The organism is Brevibacillus sp. Leaf182, assembly GCF_001423865.2.
In the GTDB taxonomy this organism is placed as follows: domain Bacteria; phylum Bacillota; class Bacilli; order Brevibacillales; family Brevibacillaceae; genus Brevibacillus; species Brevibacillus brevis_C.
This window is the reverse complement of record NZ_LMPN02000017.1, coordinates 347,220-364,200: the sequence shown is the minus strand read 5'-3', so window position 1 is coordinate 364,200 and position 16,981 is coordinate 347,220. Positions and strand designations below refer to the sequence as shown.

Annotated in this window: 18 protein-coding genes and 5 tRNA genes; 17 read left to right on the top strand and 6 right to left on the bottom strand. The window is 46.1% G+C overall.

Annotated features, from left to right (window positions below; genetic code table 11):
- Positions 1–131 precede the first annotated feature (131 nt).
- From ASG16_RS07730 to ASG16_RS07675, 12 genes are all read left to right on the top strand, one after another.
- A tRNA-Asp gene (locus ASG16_RS07730) sits at positions 132–208 on the top strand.
- Positions 209–239: 31 nt separating this feature from the next.
- Positions 240–315 (top strand) — tRNA-Phe (locus tag ASG16_RS07725).
- Positions 316–320: 5 nt separating this feature from the next.
- A tRNA-Lys gene (locus ASG16_RS07720) sits at positions 321–396 on the top strand.
- 40 nt (positions 397–436) lie between these two features.
- Positions 437–512, top strand: a tRNA-Gly gene (locus ASG16_RS07715).
- A 146-nt stretch (positions 513–658) separates the two neighbouring features.
- The gene (locus ASG16_RS07710; RefSeq protein WP_056495110.1) at positions 659–2,302 is read left to right on the top strand and encodes a tetratricopeptide repeat protein; all 1,644 of its coding nucleotides are present in this window, start codon (positions 659–661) and stop codon (positions 2,300–2,302) included.
- 64 nt (positions 2,303–2,366) lie between these two features.
- Positions 2,367–3,326 carry a thioredoxin-disulfide reductase gene (trxB, locus tag ASG16_RS07705; protein WP_048034968.1) on the top strand — a complete coding sequence of 320 codons (960 nt, stop codon included), beginning with the start codon at positions 2,367–2,369 and terminating at the stop codon, positions 3,324–3,326.
- A gap of 236 nt (positions 3,327–3,562) precedes the next feature.
- Positions 3,563–4,444 (top strand): RNase adapter RapZ, encoded by an 882-nt coding sequence (rapZ, locus tag ASG16_RS07700; protein ID WP_056495114.1) that lies wholly within the window; start codon positions 3,563–3,565, stop codon positions 4,442–4,444.
- A 78-nt stretch (positions 4,445–4,522) separates the two neighbouring features.
- Positions 4,523–5,533, top strand: a complete 1,011-nt coding sequence (gene mgfK / locus ASG16_RS07695; RefSeq protein ID WP_056495117.1) for a gluconeogenesis morphogenetic factor MgfK — start codon at positions 4,523–4,525, stop codon at positions 5,531–5,533.
- 8 nt (positions 5,534–5,541) lie between these two features.
- Positions 5,542–6,489: a DNA-binding protein WhiA gene (gene whiA, locus ASG16_RS07690; RefSeq protein ID WP_048034965.1), complete on the top strand. Its 948-nt coding sequence runs from the start codon at positions 5,542–5,544 to the stop codon at positions 6,487–6,489.
- A gap of 49 nt (positions 6,490–6,538) precedes the next feature.
- Positions 6,539–6,796, top strand: coding sequence for an HPr family phosphocarrier protein (locus ASG16_RS07685; protein WP_048034964.1), 258 nt, complete (start codon positions 6,539–6,541; stop codon positions 6,794–6,796).
- Positions 6,797–6,923: 127 nt separating this feature from the next.
- A complete protein-coding gene (locus tag ASG16_RS07680) occupies positions 6,924–7,106 on the top strand; it encodes a hypothetical protein (RefSeq protein ID WP_007720436.1) in 183 nt (60 codons plus the stop codon).
- A gap of 10 nt (positions 7,107–7,116) precedes the next feature.
- Positions 7,117–7,302, top strand: a complete 186-nt coding sequence (locus ASG16_RS07675; RefSeq protein WP_017251623.1) for an H-type small acid-soluble spore protein — start codon at positions 7,117–7,119, stop codon at positions 7,300–7,302.
- A gap of 114 nt (positions 7,303–7,416) precedes the next feature.
- On the opposite strand, the gene clpP is transcribed toward ASG16_RS07675, so the two are convergent.
- Positions 7,417–8,019, bottom strand: coding sequence for an ATP-dependent Clp endopeptidase proteolytic subunit ClpP (gene clpP / locus ASG16_RS07670; protein WP_007720441.1), 603 nt, complete (start codon positions 8,017–8,019; stop codon positions 7,417–7,419).
- Positions 8,020–8,150: 131 nt separating this feature from the next.
- Entirely contained in the window at positions 8,151–8,372 is a 222-nt protein-coding gene (locus ASG16_RS07665; protein WP_026043328.1) for a hypothetical protein, read from the bottom strand.
- A gap of 215 nt (positions 8,373–8,587) precedes the next feature.
- Between ASG16_RS07665 and ASG16_RS07660 the strand changes: the two genes are divergently transcribed.
- Together ASG16_RS07660 and ASG16_RS07655 are read left to right on the top strand one after the other, a co-directional pair.
- On the top strand, positions 8,588–9,055 hold the full coding sequence (locus tag ASG16_RS07660) for a copper amine oxidase N-terminal domain-containing protein (protein ID WP_056495119.1): 468 nt from the start codon (positions 8,588–8,590) through the stop codon (positions 9,053–9,055).
- A gap of 215 nt (positions 9,056–9,270) precedes the next feature.
- Positions 9,271–10,506: a branched-chain amino acid ABC transporter substrate-binding protein gene (locus tag ASG16_RS07655; RefSeq protein ID WP_056495124.1), complete on the top strand. Its 1,236-nt coding sequence runs from the start codon at positions 9,271–9,273 to the stop codon at positions 10,504–10,506.
- A gap of 253 nt (positions 10,507–10,759) precedes the next feature.
- Here the strand turns inward: ASG16_RS07655 and ASG16_RS07645 are convergent, their stop codons facing one another.
- Both ASG16_RS07645 and ASG16_RS07640 read right to left on the bottom strand, forming a co-directional pair.
- Entirely contained in the window at positions 10,760–10,894 is a 135-nt protein-coding gene (locus ASG16_RS07645; protein WP_082517298.1) for a DUF4023 domain-containing protein, read from the bottom strand.
- A gap of 35 nt (positions 10,895–10,929) precedes the next feature.
- The gene (locus ASG16_RS07640; RefSeq protein WP_056495127.1) at positions 10,930–12,798 is read right to left on the bottom strand and encodes a PAS domain-containing sensor histidine kinase; all 1,869 of its coding nucleotides are present in this window, start codon (positions 12,796–12,798) and stop codon (positions 10,930–10,932) included.
- A gap of 194 nt (positions 12,799–12,992) precedes the next feature.
- On the opposite strand from ASG16_RS07640, the gene ASG16_RS30845 reads away from it, so the two are divergent.
- Positions 12,993–13,151 (top strand): hypothetical protein, encoded by a 159-nt coding sequence (locus tag ASG16_RS30845; RefSeq protein ID WP_173630884.1) that lies wholly within the window; start codon positions 12,993–12,995, stop codon positions 13,149–13,151.
- Positions 13,152–13,226: 75 nt separating this feature from the next.
- On the opposite strand, the gene ASG16_RS07635 is transcribed toward ASG16_RS30845, so the two are convergent.
- Entirely contained in the window at positions 13,227–14,222 is a 996-nt protein-coding gene (locus ASG16_RS07635) for an ABC transporter substrate-binding protein (RefSeq protein ID WP_056495130.1), read from the bottom strand.
- 264 nt (positions 14,223–14,486) lie between these two features.
- On the opposite strand from ASG16_RS07635, the gene ASG16_RS07630 reads away from it, so the two are divergent.
- Both ASG16_RS07630 and ASG16_RS07625 read left to right on the top strand, forming a co-directional pair.
- Positions 14,487–15,503: a FecCD family ABC transporter permease gene (locus ASG16_RS07630; RefSeq protein WP_056495133.1), complete on the top strand. Its 1,017-nt coding sequence runs from the start codon at positions 14,487–14,489 to the stop codon at positions 15,501–15,503.
- A complete protein-coding gene (locus ASG16_RS07625; protein WP_048034955.1) occupies positions 15,496–16,536 on the top strand; it encodes a FecCD family ABC transporter permease in 1,041 nt (346 codons plus the stop codon). The genes ASG16_RS07630 and ASG16_RS07625 overlap by 8 nt, the downstream gene beginning before the upstream one ends.
- Before the next feature lie 231 nt (positions 16,537–16,767).
- Here the strand turns inward: ASG16_RS07625 and ASG16_RS07620 are convergent.
- Positions 16,768–16,842: transfer RNA gene (locus tag ASG16_RS07620), tRNA-Arg, on the bottom strand.
- Positions 16,843–16,981 lie beyond the last annotated feature (139 nt).

Here is a 16,981-nt window from a genome sequence, read left to right as displayed (position 1 = left end):
GATGAGGTTGATAGGTTCGGTGTGGAAGCGCGGTAACGCGTGGAGCTGACGAATACTAATCGGTCGAGGACTTATCCACACATTCTTAGCAATCATGCGTATTCAGTTTTGAAGGAACAAGCCTTCTATATGGAGCTGTGGTGAAGTTGGAGTTCACGCCGGTCTGTCACACCGGAGGTCGCGGGTTCGAGTCCCGTCAGCTCCGCCATTCTTATTCAAGAGTGGCGCACATAGTATATGGCTCGGTAGCTCAGTCGGTAGAGCAGAGGACTGAAAATCCTCGTGTCGGCGGTTCGATTCCGTCCCGAGCCACCATGTACGAGCCATTAGCTCAGTTGGTAGAGCATCTGACTTTTAATCAGAGGGTCGAAGGTTCGAGTCCTTCATGGCTCACCAGTTTTTTCAATCGGACAAATATAAATAGTTGATAAGATATGCGGACGTAGCTCAATTGGTAGAGCGTCGCCTTGCCAAGGCGAAGGTCGAGGGTTCGAGACCCTTCGTCCGCTCCATTTTTGTTCGTAAACACCACTTGCTATGGGCCAGTGGTGTTTCTTGCTTTATCCGCTGAACACTTTAAAAGACGAGTCAGCTTGTAGGGTGCCGATGCTTCTGGTACGATACTTGGAGTGTAAGCTCCTACGATGTTGGAGGTTTTATGAAACATAACAAAAGTATTTTGAAGAAAACGACCGTCGTTGACTTTAAGCAAGATGCTGCTTTTTTTGTTGACCGAGGCATGCGTTGTTTGAATCGGTACGACTATGATAAAGCATTGCGTTCATTTCGCCGAGCAGTTGAAATGGAGCCGACGAATGCAGAATGCCACTGCCATTTGGCTAGTGCTTTAGCTGAAACCGGACAGTTTGAAGCGTCGAATGAAGTCCTATATGAAGTGATAGAAAAATGGGACCCATCGATGACAGAAGTGTATTTTTACATGGCGAACAACTATGCCAACTTAGAAGATTACCATATGGCAGAAGAAATGGCTGTTCGTTATTTACAAGAAGATAGCACCGGACCGTATCGGGAAGATGCCGAAGAGCTCCTCGACTATATTTACTTTGAGCTGGACATGCCACCGCGCCACTTCCTCCCAAGTGAAAAAGAGGACGTATACAGTAAGCATGAACGAGCTCGTCGCAGTCTGGAAGAGGGACGTTTCCTGGAGGCATTGGATACCTTAAAAGAAATCGTCGAGGCTGATCCTGACTTTTTGCCAGCGTGGAACAATTTGTCTCTCGCCTACTATTATGCTGGGGAATTCCAGAAGGCGATGGAGACAATCGAACAGACGCTGGATAAGGAAGAAGGAAACCTGCATGCACTTTGCAATCTGGCGGTTTTGCTCTCCCATCACAATCAAACGATAGAGCTGTTGAGCTTGATTGATATGCTGAAAAAGGTCGTTCCGTTCCATCCGGAAAATACGTATAAGCTCGCAACAACAATGGGAGTGCTTGGCCAGCATGACGAAGCGTATTTCCATTACCAACGCATGCTGCGAAATGGACGGCCACATGAAGCATGCACGTACCACTACGCTGCGATCTCCGCTTATTTGAGTGGGAAAAAGGATCAGGCACTGCGCTGGTGGCAAAAAGCCAAGCAGTTAGATCCAGAAGCAGGCATCGCAGATCAATACATTCAAATGGTAAAAAACGAACAAGAAGGGGAGACTATAAAACCGATCCCCTACCAATACAATACGACCCAGCGTGATGTTTCTTGGGAAAAGGCTTCATTCACGGGAGTGGAAGATTTTAAAACTGACCCGATGATCCGTGCTTCCCTTCTCTGGGCGTTGCAGCATGGACGCGATGAAGTGAAATTCGCGGTGCTGCAAACCTTGTCTCTGATCGGAGACGATGAAGCTGAAACTGCGGTCCGTCAATTTTACTACCAGACGGATAACCAACAACTGCAAAAGTTGGCTTTGCTGGCTCTGGCTGATATGGGTGCAGACATGCCGGAAGGAACTCCTGATGGAGCAAATGGTTCACTGAAGACGGAAGAGGGAATGAGCAGTATAGAAGAAGGCATAAGCCGTTATTTGCTCTCACAGGGCAAGCAAGAGGCTGGAGAATGGTGCCTTGACGCATGGCGCAAGCATCATGAATATGCCCAAAGTCGTGTACAAGTGCGAAAAGAAGTAGCGTGGGTCGCAGCATTGGAATATGTATACGGAACGATAACGAACGAAAAACAGTCACAAGCCCTTCTAGCTCAAAAATACGGCATTTCTGCCGCTACCTTGGCAAAGTGCGTCAAAGTTTTGTCGACACTTGATTTTAAATAGATTATTACATTATAATTAATTTAAATAAGGAAACAGAACTGTGTGAGACGAGGAGGCAACAAGCATGAGCGATCAAAAAATTTATGATGTTATTATCGCCGGAGCTGGCCCTGCTGGAATGACGGCTGCTGTATATACATCCCGTGCGAACATGAGCACATTGATGCTGGAGAGAGGGATCCCGGGCGGTCAAATGGCGAACACGGAAGATATCGAGAACTACCCAGGCTTCACTTCCATTCTTGGCCCTGATCTCTCTACAAAAATGTTTGAGCATGCACAGCAATTCGGTGCGGAGTATGCTTATGGCGAGATCAAGGAAATCCGCGATGAAGAGCCGTACAAGCGCGTTATCACGGGTGACAAGGAATACTTGACCAAATCTGTTATTGTGGCAACTGGTGCAGAGCATCGTTTGCTCGGAGTACAAGGCGAAAAAGAATTGTCCGGCCGTGGCGTTTCTTACTGCGCGGTATGCGACGGTGCATTTTTCCGCAATAAAGAGCTGGTGGTTGTTGGTGGAGGAGACTCCGCGGTAGAAGAGGCTGTGTTCCTTACTCGCTTCGCTTCCAAAGTGACGATCGTACACCGTCGTGATCAGTTCCGTGCACAGAAAATCCTGCAAAAACGCGCTTTCGATAACGAAAAAATCGAAGTGATCTGGGATACAGAACTAAAAGAGATCCGTGGTGAAGGCAAAGTACAAGCGGTTCTCTTGGAAAACACCAAAACAGGTGAACAAAGAGAATACCCAGCAGATGGTGTATTCATCTACGTTGGTATGGACCCATTGACTGCAAGCGTCCGTCCACTGGGCATCACTAACGACGCAGGCTACGTACTGACAGACGAAAAAATGAACACCAAAGTAAAAGGTGTATTTGCGGCAGGGGATGTACGCGAAAAAATGCTGCGCCAGGTCGTGACAGCTACTGGAGACGGTTCTATCGCTGCTCAATCTGCTCAACACTATGTAGAAGAGCTGAATGAAAAGCTAAAGGAACAAAATGTCACAATCTCTTAATCTGCTTGTAACATGGGTGAAATAATTCAAGAGTAATCTATAGACAATGAATTGACCCCCTTATCTATATAAACAATTGTTGCGTGGCTGGCATTCAGTCACGCATCTTTTTTTCTAAAAAAGCTTTTTACGCTTGTAGAAGACGTCATTGGAAAAACAGGGGAAGCCGTTCAAAAAGGTGCGAATAAGGTCGACAATATGGTATGCTATTGTCAGAATCGTAGGAGGCGAGTTGCGTGACGGAATTGGGAAACGACAAGGCCATGAATCTCCTGATTATTACCGGAATGTCAGGTGCGGGAAAGACAGTTGCTGTACAAAGCTTGGAGGACCTGGGCTTCTTTTGTGTAGACAACCTACCCCCTGTACTGATTCCCAAATTTGCTGAGTTGGTCAAACAGTCTGGTGGGAGTATTGAGCGAGTCGCATTGGTGATTGACTTGCGAGGGCGTGAGTTTTTTGAAAATCTAGCCGTAACTATGGAGAGCCTCAATCAAATGAATGGATTATCGTACCACATCCTTTATCTGGATGCGAACGATCAGACATTGGTTTCTCGCTATAAGGAAACACGTCGCAGACATCCTCTTTCCCCGAACGGTTCGCCTTTGGAAGGAATTCACGCTGAGCGCCGTTTGTTGGAGGAAATGAAGGGCTGGGCGCATCAGATTATTGATACGAGTCAATTGAAGCCAGTTCAGCTTCGAGAAAAAATCATCAACCAATATGGTCAACAAGGATCACCACTTACGATTAATGTATTGTCGTTTGGTTTCAAATACGGCGCACCAATAGACGCTGACTTGATGTTCGATGTCCGTTTTTTGCCTAACCCGCATTATGTGGAGGATTTGCGTCCGAAAACAGGATGTGATCCAGAGGTGGCAGAGTATGTGATGCAGCACAAGGACACAAAAGAATTCTTAGAAAAGCTTACAGACTTTTTGGGGTACACCCTGCCGCATTACCAGCGAGAAGGAAAAAGTCAACTTGTGATAGGAATTGGATGCACCGGTGGCAAACATCGCTCGGTCGCCATTGCAGAACATTTGGGAGAAACCTTTGGCAAAGATTTTTCTGTCCGTGTCAGTCATCGAGACATGGAGAAGAACAAATGAGCATAAGATGGCAGGAAAGACTGAAACGCGCATAAATAGCCACCTGTGGTATGTGTATTAGAAATAATGAGGTGACATATGCCTACTAAGGGAGTCGGGAGGCTACAGTCAAGGCCATTACGGGTAGTCGTTATTGGCGGAGGAACGGGTCTGTCCGTCCTTCTACGCGGTTTAAAGCACGAGCCGGTGCATATCACAGCGATTGTTACGGTAGCAGACGATGGGGGAAGCTCTGGACGTTTGCGAGAAGAAATGGATATGCTTCCACCTGGCGACATTCGAAACGTCTTGACTGCTCTGGCCGATACAGAGCCATTGATGGAAAAAGTCATGCAATATCGTTTTTCCACAGGCACGGGATTAGCAGGGCATAATTTGGGAAATCTATTACTTGCAGCGATGAACGAAATCACTGGAGACTTTGTCACCGCAGTCAAAACATTAAGCGGGGTTTTGGCAGTGCGTGGAGATGTATTGCCAGCTTCCACGCAATCGATTCAGTTGAAAGCGGAAATGACAGATGGATCTCTCGTAATCGGAGAATCCCAAATACCGTTGACTGGCAAAGAAATCAAGCGGGTGTTCCTTGACCCGGAGGATGCTGTTCCTCTGAGCGAAGCCCTGATGGCTATTGCCGACGCGGATGCCATTTTGATTGGGCCTGGCAGCTTGTACACGAGCATCCTGCCCAATTTATTAGTACGCGGGTTATTTGAAGCGATTACACGCGCACAAGCCCCGAAAATCTATATTTGTAACGTCATGACACAACCGGGGGAGACAGACGGTTTTTCTGCATCCAGGCACGTGAATGTCATGTATGAACATGTAGATAGACCATTTCTGGATACGATCATTGTCAATTCAGCCGAGCTGCCTACCCATGTATTGGACAAATACGCGGAAAAAGGAGCAGCTCCTGTCCGATGTGACTTAAAGCAACTGCGCCAACTCGGTCTGCATGTTGTGGCGAGGCCGTTAGTCACATTTGAGGACGGATACCTACGTCATGATGCACATGCTGTCAGCAAGCAGATTGTGTCACTGGTCAGACGAAGACGGAAGGTGCTGAAGATAGAGAAGGAGTAGTGAAGTCGATGTCATTCGCCGCGCATACCAAAAAAGAACTTACCATGACGGAGGGTGCCGATTGCTGCAGCAAGGCAGAGCTCTCAGCCTTGATTCGGATGAATGGAAGTCTGCAGTTTGGAGCCGGACGACTGGTGCTGGATGTGACGACAGAGAACGCGGCGATTGCCCGACGTATTTACACGTTAATCAAGAGGCTGTTTCAGATACACGCTGAACTGCTGGTTCGCAAAAAAATGCGTTTGAAAAAGAACAACGTTTACATTGTGCGTATTCCGAATAAGGCCAATGAGGTTTTGCAAGACTTGGGCATCATGGATCAAAGCCTGTCGTTTATCCCAGGAATCGCCCCTGAGATCGTGAAGAAGTCCTGTTGCCGCGCTGCTTATTTGCGGGGGGCTTTTTTGGCGGGGGGATCTGTGAATCATCCAGAGGCATCCAGCTATCATCTGGAGATTTTTACTTCCTATCAGGATTTTTGCGAAGCATTGACCAAGATCGCCAATCGGTATAAACTAAATGCCAAGTGCATCGAGCGGAAAAAAGGGTATGTTCTCTATATTAAAGAAGGCGAAAAGATTACAGAGTTTTTGAGCTTGATTGGAGCTCATCAGGCGCTTCTGTATTTCGAGGACGTTCGAATCGTAAAGGACATGCGGAACTCAGTAAACCGTTTACACAATTGTGAAATCGCCAACATAAACAAAACGGTGAATGCAGCCACCAGACAAATGGAAAATATTCAGCTCATCGATCAAGAGATGGGATTGGAGAATTTGCCAAAACGTCTGCGAGAGGTCGCGGAGCTTCGAGTGGCTCATCCTGACATCAATTTGAAAGAATTGGGTGAGATGGTGCCAAGCGGAGTAGTGAGCAAATCGGGTATTAACCACCGCTTGCGAAAAATTAACGAAATCGCTGACAAAATACGAGAAAAACAAAATATTTCGATGTAGATGCATGTTATACTTAAGGATAATAGTCTACAAGTGAGGAGGTCCATTCATGGTTCAACAGCAGGTCGTGGTTCAGTTAAAGACCGGTTTGCAAGCTCGTCCAGCAGCCTTTTTCGTTCAGGAGGCTAACCGTTTTGCATCGGAAGTATTCGTAGAAAAAGGCAACAAGAAGGTCAATGCGAAAAGCATCATGGGTATCATGAGCCTCGCAATCAGCTCTGGAACGGAAATTACCATTTTAGCAGAAGGGCCGGATGCCTCCCAGGCAGTCACCAGCCTTACGAATCTGGTAAGCAAAGAAGAATAGAGTCACGAGAGACACTTTTCCCGTATGGAAGGTGTCTTTTTTTGTTGGTTATCTTGATGAATATGTATCAATTCACTTCGGGCAGGGCATTTCTAACCATGTATATTGCATGAAGGAGGAATGACACATGAGTAACCGTGATAAGTGTTACGAAGGCCGCGATTGTTATGATATGGACATTGATCGGATGGTGAACGAGGGACTGGGAGGTGGAGTTGTTTCCGATCAAAACGGCCTGATTGAAGAAACAACTGTAGACACGATGACAGGGGCGTCGTCAGCCAAGCAAGCCCTTGAAGATGAGCAATAGGGAGCCGCTTATGAATGTAACGAGAGCACAGGCCATTATGAGCTCCGACGACCATATCAAGGTAGAGTACGAAGGACAAGCCGTTTGGATCGATGCTGTAGACGAAAAAACGTCAACAGCACGTGTGCATGAGGAAAAAAATCCAGGACATAGCCGGACGGTCTATGTCAGTCAGTTAATGGAAGTATCACAATGATTCATCGAAAAAGCCGAGCAAACCAAGGGAAGCCTCTTGGGGCTTGCTCGGCATACAAAAAAACACTCGGCCCATAGTTCAGGCACGAGTGCTTCTTTTTTTACTAGGTATCTCTTATTTTTTGGAAGACGGTTCGGAAGTGATGACTTTGTCAATCAATCCGTACTCTACTGCTTCTGCGGCAGAGAGGAAGTTGTCGCGATCGGTATCCTTTTGGATGCGCTCCAAAGGCTGTCCAGTGCGTTCAGCCAGGATGGTGTTCAGATGATCACGCATCTTCAAAATACGTTTTGCGGCAATCTCAATGTCGCTCGCTTGTCCTTGGGCTCCACCCAATGGTTGGTGGATCATGACTTCACTGTTTGGCAGAGCAAAGCGTTTGCCTTTTGCCCCAGCAGCCAGCAGGAATGCTCCCATCGAAGCAGCCATTCCGATACAAATGGTGGATACATCTGGCTTGATGAAGTGCATAGTATCGTAAATTGCCATACCAGCAGTAATAGAACCGCCTGGGCTGTTTATGTACAAGTGAATGTCTTTCTCCGGATCTTCCGCCTGAAGGAACAACAACTGTGCCACAACGATATTGGCTACGGTGTCGTTGATTGGGGTTCCCAGAAAGATGATGCGGTCTTTGAGCAGGCGGGAATAAATGTCGTAAGCACGTTCCCCGCGGTTCGTCTGTTCAATGACGGTTGGAATTAAATTCATATGCATCTAGTCTTCCTCCTCTCTTTGTAACAATATCATACACAAAAGGTCAATGAAGGTCAAACACATAAGTGCGCGCCCTCACTACCATGTTTGCCAATTTCCCTCTGTCTAAACCTACTCGAAAAAGAAAACATTCATTCCTTAGAATTCTCATCGGCTTCGGTCAAATCGACGGCGAGTTTCAGCGTGGCTTTCATCTTTTTTCCCTTGATGATCGTATATTCATCGACTTGTTTGGCCTGTAGCTGATTGATGGCTTCCGCCAGCTCCTGTTGATCTTTGTATGGTTCAATGGTCAATAAGCATTCCTCGTCACTGGCCTCTTGATAAATGAGAAAAAAACGTTCCCCTGCCATGGTAAGCCTCACTTTCGAAAGTTATCCACAATGTTATGCACAGGTTGTGCACAAAAACATTTGTTCGTGGGATATTTTATTTTTTTCCTAGTCTTGTCATGTTTAGTGAGAGAATTACATAGGAAATGTATGGGATAAAAAAGAAGGAAAAAGTTGATTCGTGTCGAACTTTACAAAATTGGAATTCATTTCATGATATTTAAGGGGTGTTTATTATGCTTCGCAAGTTTTCAACAATGATGCTGACAGCGGCTCTTCTAACAGGAAGTGTAGCAGCAACGGCTGCGTTTGCCCAAACTGCGCCTGCTCCTGTACAGCAACAAAAAATCAAGGTTCAGCTAAACGGCAAGGAGTTCCCATTCCCAGAAGAGATCGTTACTGAAAATGGTGTTGCGTATGTGAATGCGAGCACATTGGCGATTGCTTTGGGTGGTTCCGCAGCATGGGATAGCACGACCAAATCTCTGCTGGTTGCCAAAGACAATACGTACGCTCTACGTATGTACGAAAACAAAAACTTTGCTTATAAAAACGGCAAAGAAACCAGTGTAGCAAATCCGCCACGTCCAGTGACCGGAGCAGTGCTCGTTCCTCTCGTATTCATCGCCCAAGAATTGGGTGCAAAAGTAGAGTACGATGCAAAAACGCTCACTTACAAGCTGAGCATTCCAATTAATTCCTAGAAATGAATGGAACTTCTCATCAAGATAGCCACTTCTATGCGTAGAAGTGGCTATTTGCTTTCTTACTACATGCGTACGCCTCTATTAGCAGACAGCGAAAGAGGTTATTTAATTGATTCTTCCTTCAATCATTTCTATTGCAAATTTTCTAAAATATCCTACAATAAGATTGTGATTCATAGTTTGCTCATAAATAAAGAGGGGGATGTTTTGCTATGAAAAAACAGAAATCATTGTCGATACTGGCTGCAACATTTGCTCTGAGCACATTGCTCGCGGGCTGTGGTGGAGGTACGGGGACTGGTGGACAAAGCGCGACACCACAGCCCAGCAACAATAGTGGAGGAAGCACGGGCGGTGCAAGCGGAGCTACTGAGAAGCTCGTGATTGCTGTAGTTGGTCCGATGTCTGGTCAGTACTCCGATTACGGAAGCACAGCAAAAGCTGGTGCTGAATATGCATTGAAAGAAAAAAAGGAGGCATTCAAAGCACTTGGCTTTGATGTTGAATTGTCCGCGCAAGACGACCAAGCTGACCCGAAACAAGGGGTAGCAGTCGCGCAAATGTTGATTTCAAATCCTGACGTAGTCGGAGTAGTTGGCCATGCTACAACAGGTGCTTCGATCACAGCAGCAGCGCAATACGAGCAAGAGAAGCTCGTAATGGTATCTCCTTCCGCAACGGGATCAGATTTGACTGAGCAAGGCAAGAAGATCGTACACCGCATTTGTGCGCGTGATGATCAACAAGGCTCCAAGGCTGCTATTTTTGCCAAAAATCAGTTGAATGTAAAAACGGCGTTCGTTATGCATGACAAGGCTGCCTATGGACAAGGTCTTGCAACAGAAGTGAAAAAGCAATTTGAAAAAGACGGCGTACAAGTTCTCGGCTTTGAAGGGGTAACGGCAGGCGAGAAGGATTATAGTGCGATCATCACCCAAATCCTTGCGAAAAATCCAGAGATGATCTACTTCGGTGGATACTACTCTGATGCAGGAATCATCGTGAAGCAAGCACGTGAAAAAGGCTTCAAAGGTGTCTTTATGGGTGGAGATGGCTACGACTCTGCTGACATGGTGAAAATTGCTGGTGCGGAAAATGCCAATAACGTAGTCTTTACTTCTACTGTTGGCGATATTGGTGCTACCGAAGACGGCAAGAAATGGATCACAGACTTCGAGAGCGCGACTGGCAACAAAGTAGGGATCTTCACTTCCTTTGGTTATGACTCCATGGGTGTTATGCTGAACGGACTGGAAGAAGCGATTAAAGCAAACGGCGGCAAAAAGCCAACTCGTGAACAAGTGCTGGAAGCTGTTCACAAAACCAAAGATTACAAAGGCAAATTCGTTAACGTAACATTCAATGAAAAAGGCGACAACGACTTTGCTTCCGTATACGTGTACAAGTATGAGGATGGAAAGAAAGTATTTATGGGTGAAGCGAAGTAATTCTTCATTATGAACAAGCCGTTTGGGACATACTACGTTTGGCATGAATACCAGAATGAAAAGGAAGGGATTCTGTTGTCAAACAATCGTAATACGAAGAATGGCGGCAATCAAGGACACAGCAGCAAGACGCAAGGTACCCAGAAGCAAAAGTCCGAAAAAGATCGTAACCTGAATAAGCAGGATCCACAATAACAATGACAAAAGCCCACCCGTTGTAGCCAAAGGAGCTCAACGGGAGGGCTTTTGTTTGTTAAATACCTTGCTTGCTAGGCAAACGCTTTTCGGGATGACCGTAGCCCTGATGCTGTCTGCTTCGCAGATTTTTCGCTTGGGATTCGCGAATTTTGGCCACGAACTCACTCGTGGTCATTTTGGTGAAATCCATAGAGTACCTCCGCTGATGATGAGATGTACACCTCTCTAGGATGACCCAATTTGGTCTGGTACAATCGGCAGTGTAATCTCTACCACTGTACCTTCGTGCTCCCTGCTTTTAATTTCCAGACTGCCGTTGTGGTCTTTCATGATTTTGCTGCTAATCATGAGGCCGAGGCCAGTCCCGTTTTCTTTTGTCGTGAAAAAGGGGGCACCCAGCTTGTGAATCATTTCTTCAGAGATTCCACAGCCAGTATCCGTGAGCGTAATGAGTACTTGATGATTGTCTTTTAAGGCGGTGGCAATGAGAACCTCACCATGTCCGTCGATCGCTTCGATGGCATTTTTAATGATGTTGATAAAGACCTGCTTGAGCTGGTTTTCTTCTCCCGCAATGATCGGATGGTAAGCAAATGCGGTACGGAAATGGATGTTTTTCAAATTTGCTTCCGACCTCAATAGTGCCAAGACATTTTCCAGCAAAGGGATGAGCGGAAGAGGCTTGATTTGAATGCTATGTGGCTTTGCCAAGACTAGCAATTCACTCACAATAAAATTAATCCGGTCCAATTCAGAGAGCATGATGTCGGCATATTGCTGGTTATCATTCATGCTCGGATAAAGAAATTGGATAAAGCCCTTCAAAGAGGTGAGCGGATTGCGAATCTCATGGGCGATTCCAGCAGCCAGCTCTCCAATCACGGACAGTTTCTCAGCCTTCCGTAATAATTCCTCGTTATATCGGCGTTCTGTAATATCGCGCGATACGATGATAAAGCCATCACAATCTCCCGTTTTCGTAAGGATGGGGGTACCCTTTGATTCGAGGACGATCCATTTGTTATATTTCGTTTGGAAACGAAACTCGCATATTTTTGGTTCTTGGGTCGCCAGTAAATGATGAAAGTGGTCAATGACAGTTTGGCGATCTTCTGGATGAATCTCGGCAAAGGTGAGCTGACGGCAATGTTCACTCGTTTCGATTACGCGTGAATGCGAAGGGGAGAGATAGAGGATATCCCCGTTCTTGTCCGTAATCAGAATCAGATCATCTGTGTATTCCGAGATGATTTTGTTCGTATTCTCGCTTTTAAACAAGGCGGCCTCAGAGTATTTGCGTTCGGTGACATTCCGCGAGACTAACATGATGTTTTGGACGTCTCCTCCCGCGCTTAAAATGGGGATACCGCGTGTTTCGAAGGAGACCTCGTTTCCGTTCCTATCCATAGAGCGCGTCTCGAAATGAACGGGTTGTTTCGTTGCCATGATCTCTTGAAATTTGTCCCGGAACATAGGGACATCCTCTGGATGTGTGAGTTGCAGATTGTTAGGGGAAGTAACCTCGGCTGGAACAAATCCCAATTGCTCGATTGATGGGGATGCATAGATGCGTCGCATGGATAAATCATAAATCGTCACGATATCCTGGGTATGATCAATGAGGAGACGATATTTGGCTTCGGTTTGACGCAAGGCCTCTTCCATTTTTTTGCGTTCGGAAATGTCACGGGTAATGCAGGAAGCACCAATAATTTTTCCGGTTTCATCTTTGATTGGAGCAGCCGACAGAATGACATCCATCTTCGTTCCATCTTTTCGCTGCCTGATGGTTTCGTAATTGGTTAGTAATACACCCATGCTCCTGACCGCATCAAATAACTGTTTGGTCTCGTTCCTATACTCGTATGGAATAAAGCAAAGCGGTGAAGCGTAAATCTCCTCCATCGACCAACCGTAGTATTGCTCAAAAGCATGATTTACCAGGACGATATTGTTATCGAGATCACTAATCGAGATGGCATCTGTCGTGAAGTGAAAAAATGCTTTTAATATTTGATCTGGAAATAACACTTGCGTGATTTCCTTTTTTGAGCGTTTCTTTTTCCATAAGAAAGGGGTATTAAGCTTGTTCATCAGATTTCCCCCGCATAGTCTATCAAGGATTTGAGTGAGATAGCGTTGTCGTAACTATTCGAGATATAGAAGCCATTTTCCTATCAAAATTTGGAATAGTTTGCTATTCCATAATGAATTGGTTAGGCATGAAGGTTCTGACTCGCATGGAAATCAGCTATAATGAAAGTTAGAAAAAAGTCGGGGGTGTATGCATGACAACTGGTTTTATCGTTGCGTTGGTGCTCATTTTTATCGTCATCATCGGTGCGACGATTTTGGTTACAAACAAAGCTTATTCGCGTAAACCTGAACAAATAGATCCGATTCTGCCCAGTAAGGATACTGTTGGAAAGAAGGAACTCGATCAATAATGCCAGTAGGCAAAAGAACAGGAGTGGTTATCTCAACCACTCCTGCTTCATTGACGGTATCGGAAAGTATGTAGCCTACAGTTTGGAGAAGCGTTCTACGATGTCATCAACAAGCAGTTCAGCAGAAAGGATACCGCCGCCTACGTTCCAGATCACTTCGTCAACTTGGAATGCCTTATTGTTTTTCGCGACATTCAATTTTTGATAGAGCGGATCTTTCATCCATTCCTCGGTGTATTTATTGGCAGATCCATCACCGGAATAATCGCCGATCCAGTAAAACATAACGTCGCCATCCATTTCAGACATGAGCTCTTTTGGAATGTCTTTTTTGAACTCATCGATGTCTTGGGAGGCTGGTCGAGCAAAGCCGAGCTGGCTCAGAACAACGCCAGAGAAAGTGTCTTTCAAGTAAAGACGGGTTGTGCCTGCTACGAAACGAGCGACAGAGACTTTCATCTTCGTCTTATCACCCAGTTTTCCTTTTGCATCCTCAATCTTCTTATCGAAATCAGCCATCAGCTTGTCGCCTTCAGCTTTTTTATTCAGTGCTTCTGAGTAAAGGGCAAAGTTGATTTTCCATCTGCCTACGAGATCCTCGGAGAAGACGGTTGGGGCAATCGCGGAAAGCTGATCGTATACTTTTTCTTGCCCTTGGCGTCCTTTGGTTCCCAGAATCAGGTCTGGCTTCAGGCTGGTGATCAGCTCAACGTTTGGTTGGTTCTCGTCACCTAATTCAACTGCATCCTTCATTTTCTCTTTAATATGTGGATGCCATGGGTCACCAGGTTTACCGAGGCCACTCATGACAGCCCCAACTGGCGTAATCCCTAATGCGAGAACTGCCTCTGTGCTTTCACTGGTAAGAGTGACGACGCGTTGAGGAGTCCCTTTTATTTTTGTTGCCCCCATAAAGTGTTTTACTTCTCTCTCTTCAGACGCTGCCGGTGCAGGTGCTGGTGTAGAAGAAGATGAGCTGGATGAAGGCGTTGCCTGTCCCCCGCAGCCTGTTACGAGCATGACAACGGAAAGCATAGCCCCGATCATCAAACGCAGGGAAGTTTTGCGCATGATGGAAAATCCCCCTTTTAACTGATAATGATTATCATTTTTCTTCACTACTGTATATGCATATATGACAATGTGTCAATATATTTTTTGGAATCAAAGGAAAACTATAGATATTTTTGTGCTGAATTTTCCAGTAGCGATAATAAAAATCAATATCATTGACTAGCCCTATCCGCAAGCTTAGACTGATTAGTGGGAGAAACTTACATACATTGTAGCGAATAGACAGAACAGGGAGAATGCAACGGAAAGAAGGGAACAGGCGTGAATGTGATTTTGTCCAGCCGACTGCAAAAGACTACTGTACTCATAATAGGATTCGTCGTCCTGGCAGTCGTGATGGTAGCTAGTATCCTTTTCGGAATCAATCGGTATTCGCTCACTACTGCTGTAGAGGCATACACCCAATTTTCCGGTTCAGAGGAACATTTGATTATTACGACTTCCCGGATGCCGCGTACACTGACAGCGGTAGCGGTGGGGAGCAGCCTCGCTGTAGCAGGTGTTTTGTTACAGGCGTTGACTCGTAACCCTTTGGCTTCACCATCTCTTATAGGTGTGAACGCTGGAGCTGCAGCTGCTATTGTGACGACGATTGCTGTTTTTGGCTCGCAATTCCCAATGTCGCAAATGATGTGGGCAGGCTTTATCGGAGCCGGGGTGACTGCTCTGCTTGTATACGGGTTGGCTTCCGCTGGGCGGGGAGGCATGACTCCGATTAAGCTGACACTTTCGGGGGCAGCGGTTGCTGCTTTTGCTTCGTCTGTGACTTCACTATTTATGCTGCTGCAAGAAAAGACGATGACAGAGGCCTTTTACTGGTTAGTTGGTTCTGTGGAGGGAAGACAGCTCGATCATTTTTTTATGATCGTTCCTTATTTGCTAGTAGGCTGGTTAGGCGCTATGCTACTGACCGGCTCGTTAAACTTGATGGTACTCGGAGATGATGTAGCGACTGGCCTGGGCCAAAAGATTATCTTGGTAAAAGCTACAGCGATATTGATCGTGGTGCTCTTAGCAGGTGGGAGTGTCGCGCTCGCAGGACCGATTGGATTTGTGGGGATCATCATACCGCATCTTTGCCGTTTTTTAGTCGGCCTTGATCATCGCTGGTTGATTCCCTATTCGATTGTCTTCGGCGGAGCTTTTCTGGTTTGCGCTGATTTGCTTTCTCGTCTTGTCTTGATGCCTATGCGTTTGGAAGTACCAGTAGGCGTAGCAACTGCCATGATCGGAGTGGCTTTTATCATCCCGCTGGTCAGGGGGAGGGCATATGCATAGACATGTAGTTATTCGGACCAAAAAGCCAGCGCTCTCGTTTCATGTAAATAAGCGAGCGTTAGGAATTAATTTCATTTTATTTTTGCTGTTATCTGTTGTGATTGTACTGAGTATTGGCTTAGGAAGCTTGCATATTCCTGTGTGGGAAGTCATCAAAGCTTTTGTGGGAGCGGGCAGTGATCAGAATGAATTGATCGTGCTGGATTGGCGATTGCCTCGCGTTGTCGTTTCAGTCATGGTAGGGGCCTCCCTGGCAGTATCGGGGGCCATCTTGCAGTCCTTGGTGCGAAATCCATTAGCTTCGCCTGATTTGATCGGGACTACAGCGGGAGCGACGGCAGCAGCGGTAGCATTTATCACTTTCGCAAAAGATGTAAGTGTGCAATGGATGCCATTGGTGGCCTTGATCGGTGGATTGTTAACCGCTACGCTTACGTATCTCACTGCGTGGAAGGAAGGAGTCTCACCTTTTCGCCTCGCGCTGGTCGGTGTATGTATCTCAGCGGGGATGGGGGCATTAACGATCTTTTTCCTGGTGATCACCCAAACCCACAAAGCCTCAAACGCTCTCGGGTGGATGACTGGAACGGTGTACGGAATGTCGTGGGTAAATGTGATGACGCTGCTTCCGTGGACCGTTTTGTTTCTCGGTGCTACGATTTTCCAAATCCGTTATTTGAATGCCCAGGAGCTCGGTGATGATATCGCCAAAGGCATTGGCGTAGCGATTGATAAAAAGAGATTGCTCTTGATTGCGATCAGTGTAGCACTGGCAGGTGCTGCGGTTGGTGTGGCAGGAGGAATCAGTTTTATTGGGTTGATGGCTCCACACATTGCTCGCAGGCTAGTTGGCTCTGCGTATGGCTACTTGCTTCCGGCTTCCGCTATTTTGGGCGGGATGCTCGTCGTCTTGGCTGATTTGATTGGGAGAACGGTGTTTTTACCGCATGATTTGCCAGCAGGGATTTTTACCGCAGCGATTGGAGCGCCGTTTTTTGTGTATCTTTTGTATAAAACGAGGAATCATCAGTAGGGAATCGATGTGTGTTTAACTATAGTTGAGTGAGAACCCTGAAGGAGAGTAATGCTTCAGGGTTTTTTCGTATTTACTATCCGCCAATTCAATAGAACTATCAAAGGACAACCAGTAAAGGTAGCGCATGAAAAACAGTCCTTAATCGGGCCTGTTTTGTGTTACCATGGGGGGTTCAACATAAAAAAGCGACCTCTGGAAGTCCAAGAGATCGCTTTATGTTCGTAAGTATGGTACGCCTGAAGGGAATCGAACCCCCGCACATGGTTCCGGAGACCATTGCTCTATCCACTGAGCTACAGGCGTATATTGTGACGACAACTTTTATTATAAAACATCGAGAATCTCAATGCAAACGAAAAAAATAGTTCAACAGAAAAAACTAGCAATAAGGTAAGCAAGATTGAAAAAGTCCATTGGTGAAGATCTTTCGACATTTTTTGTG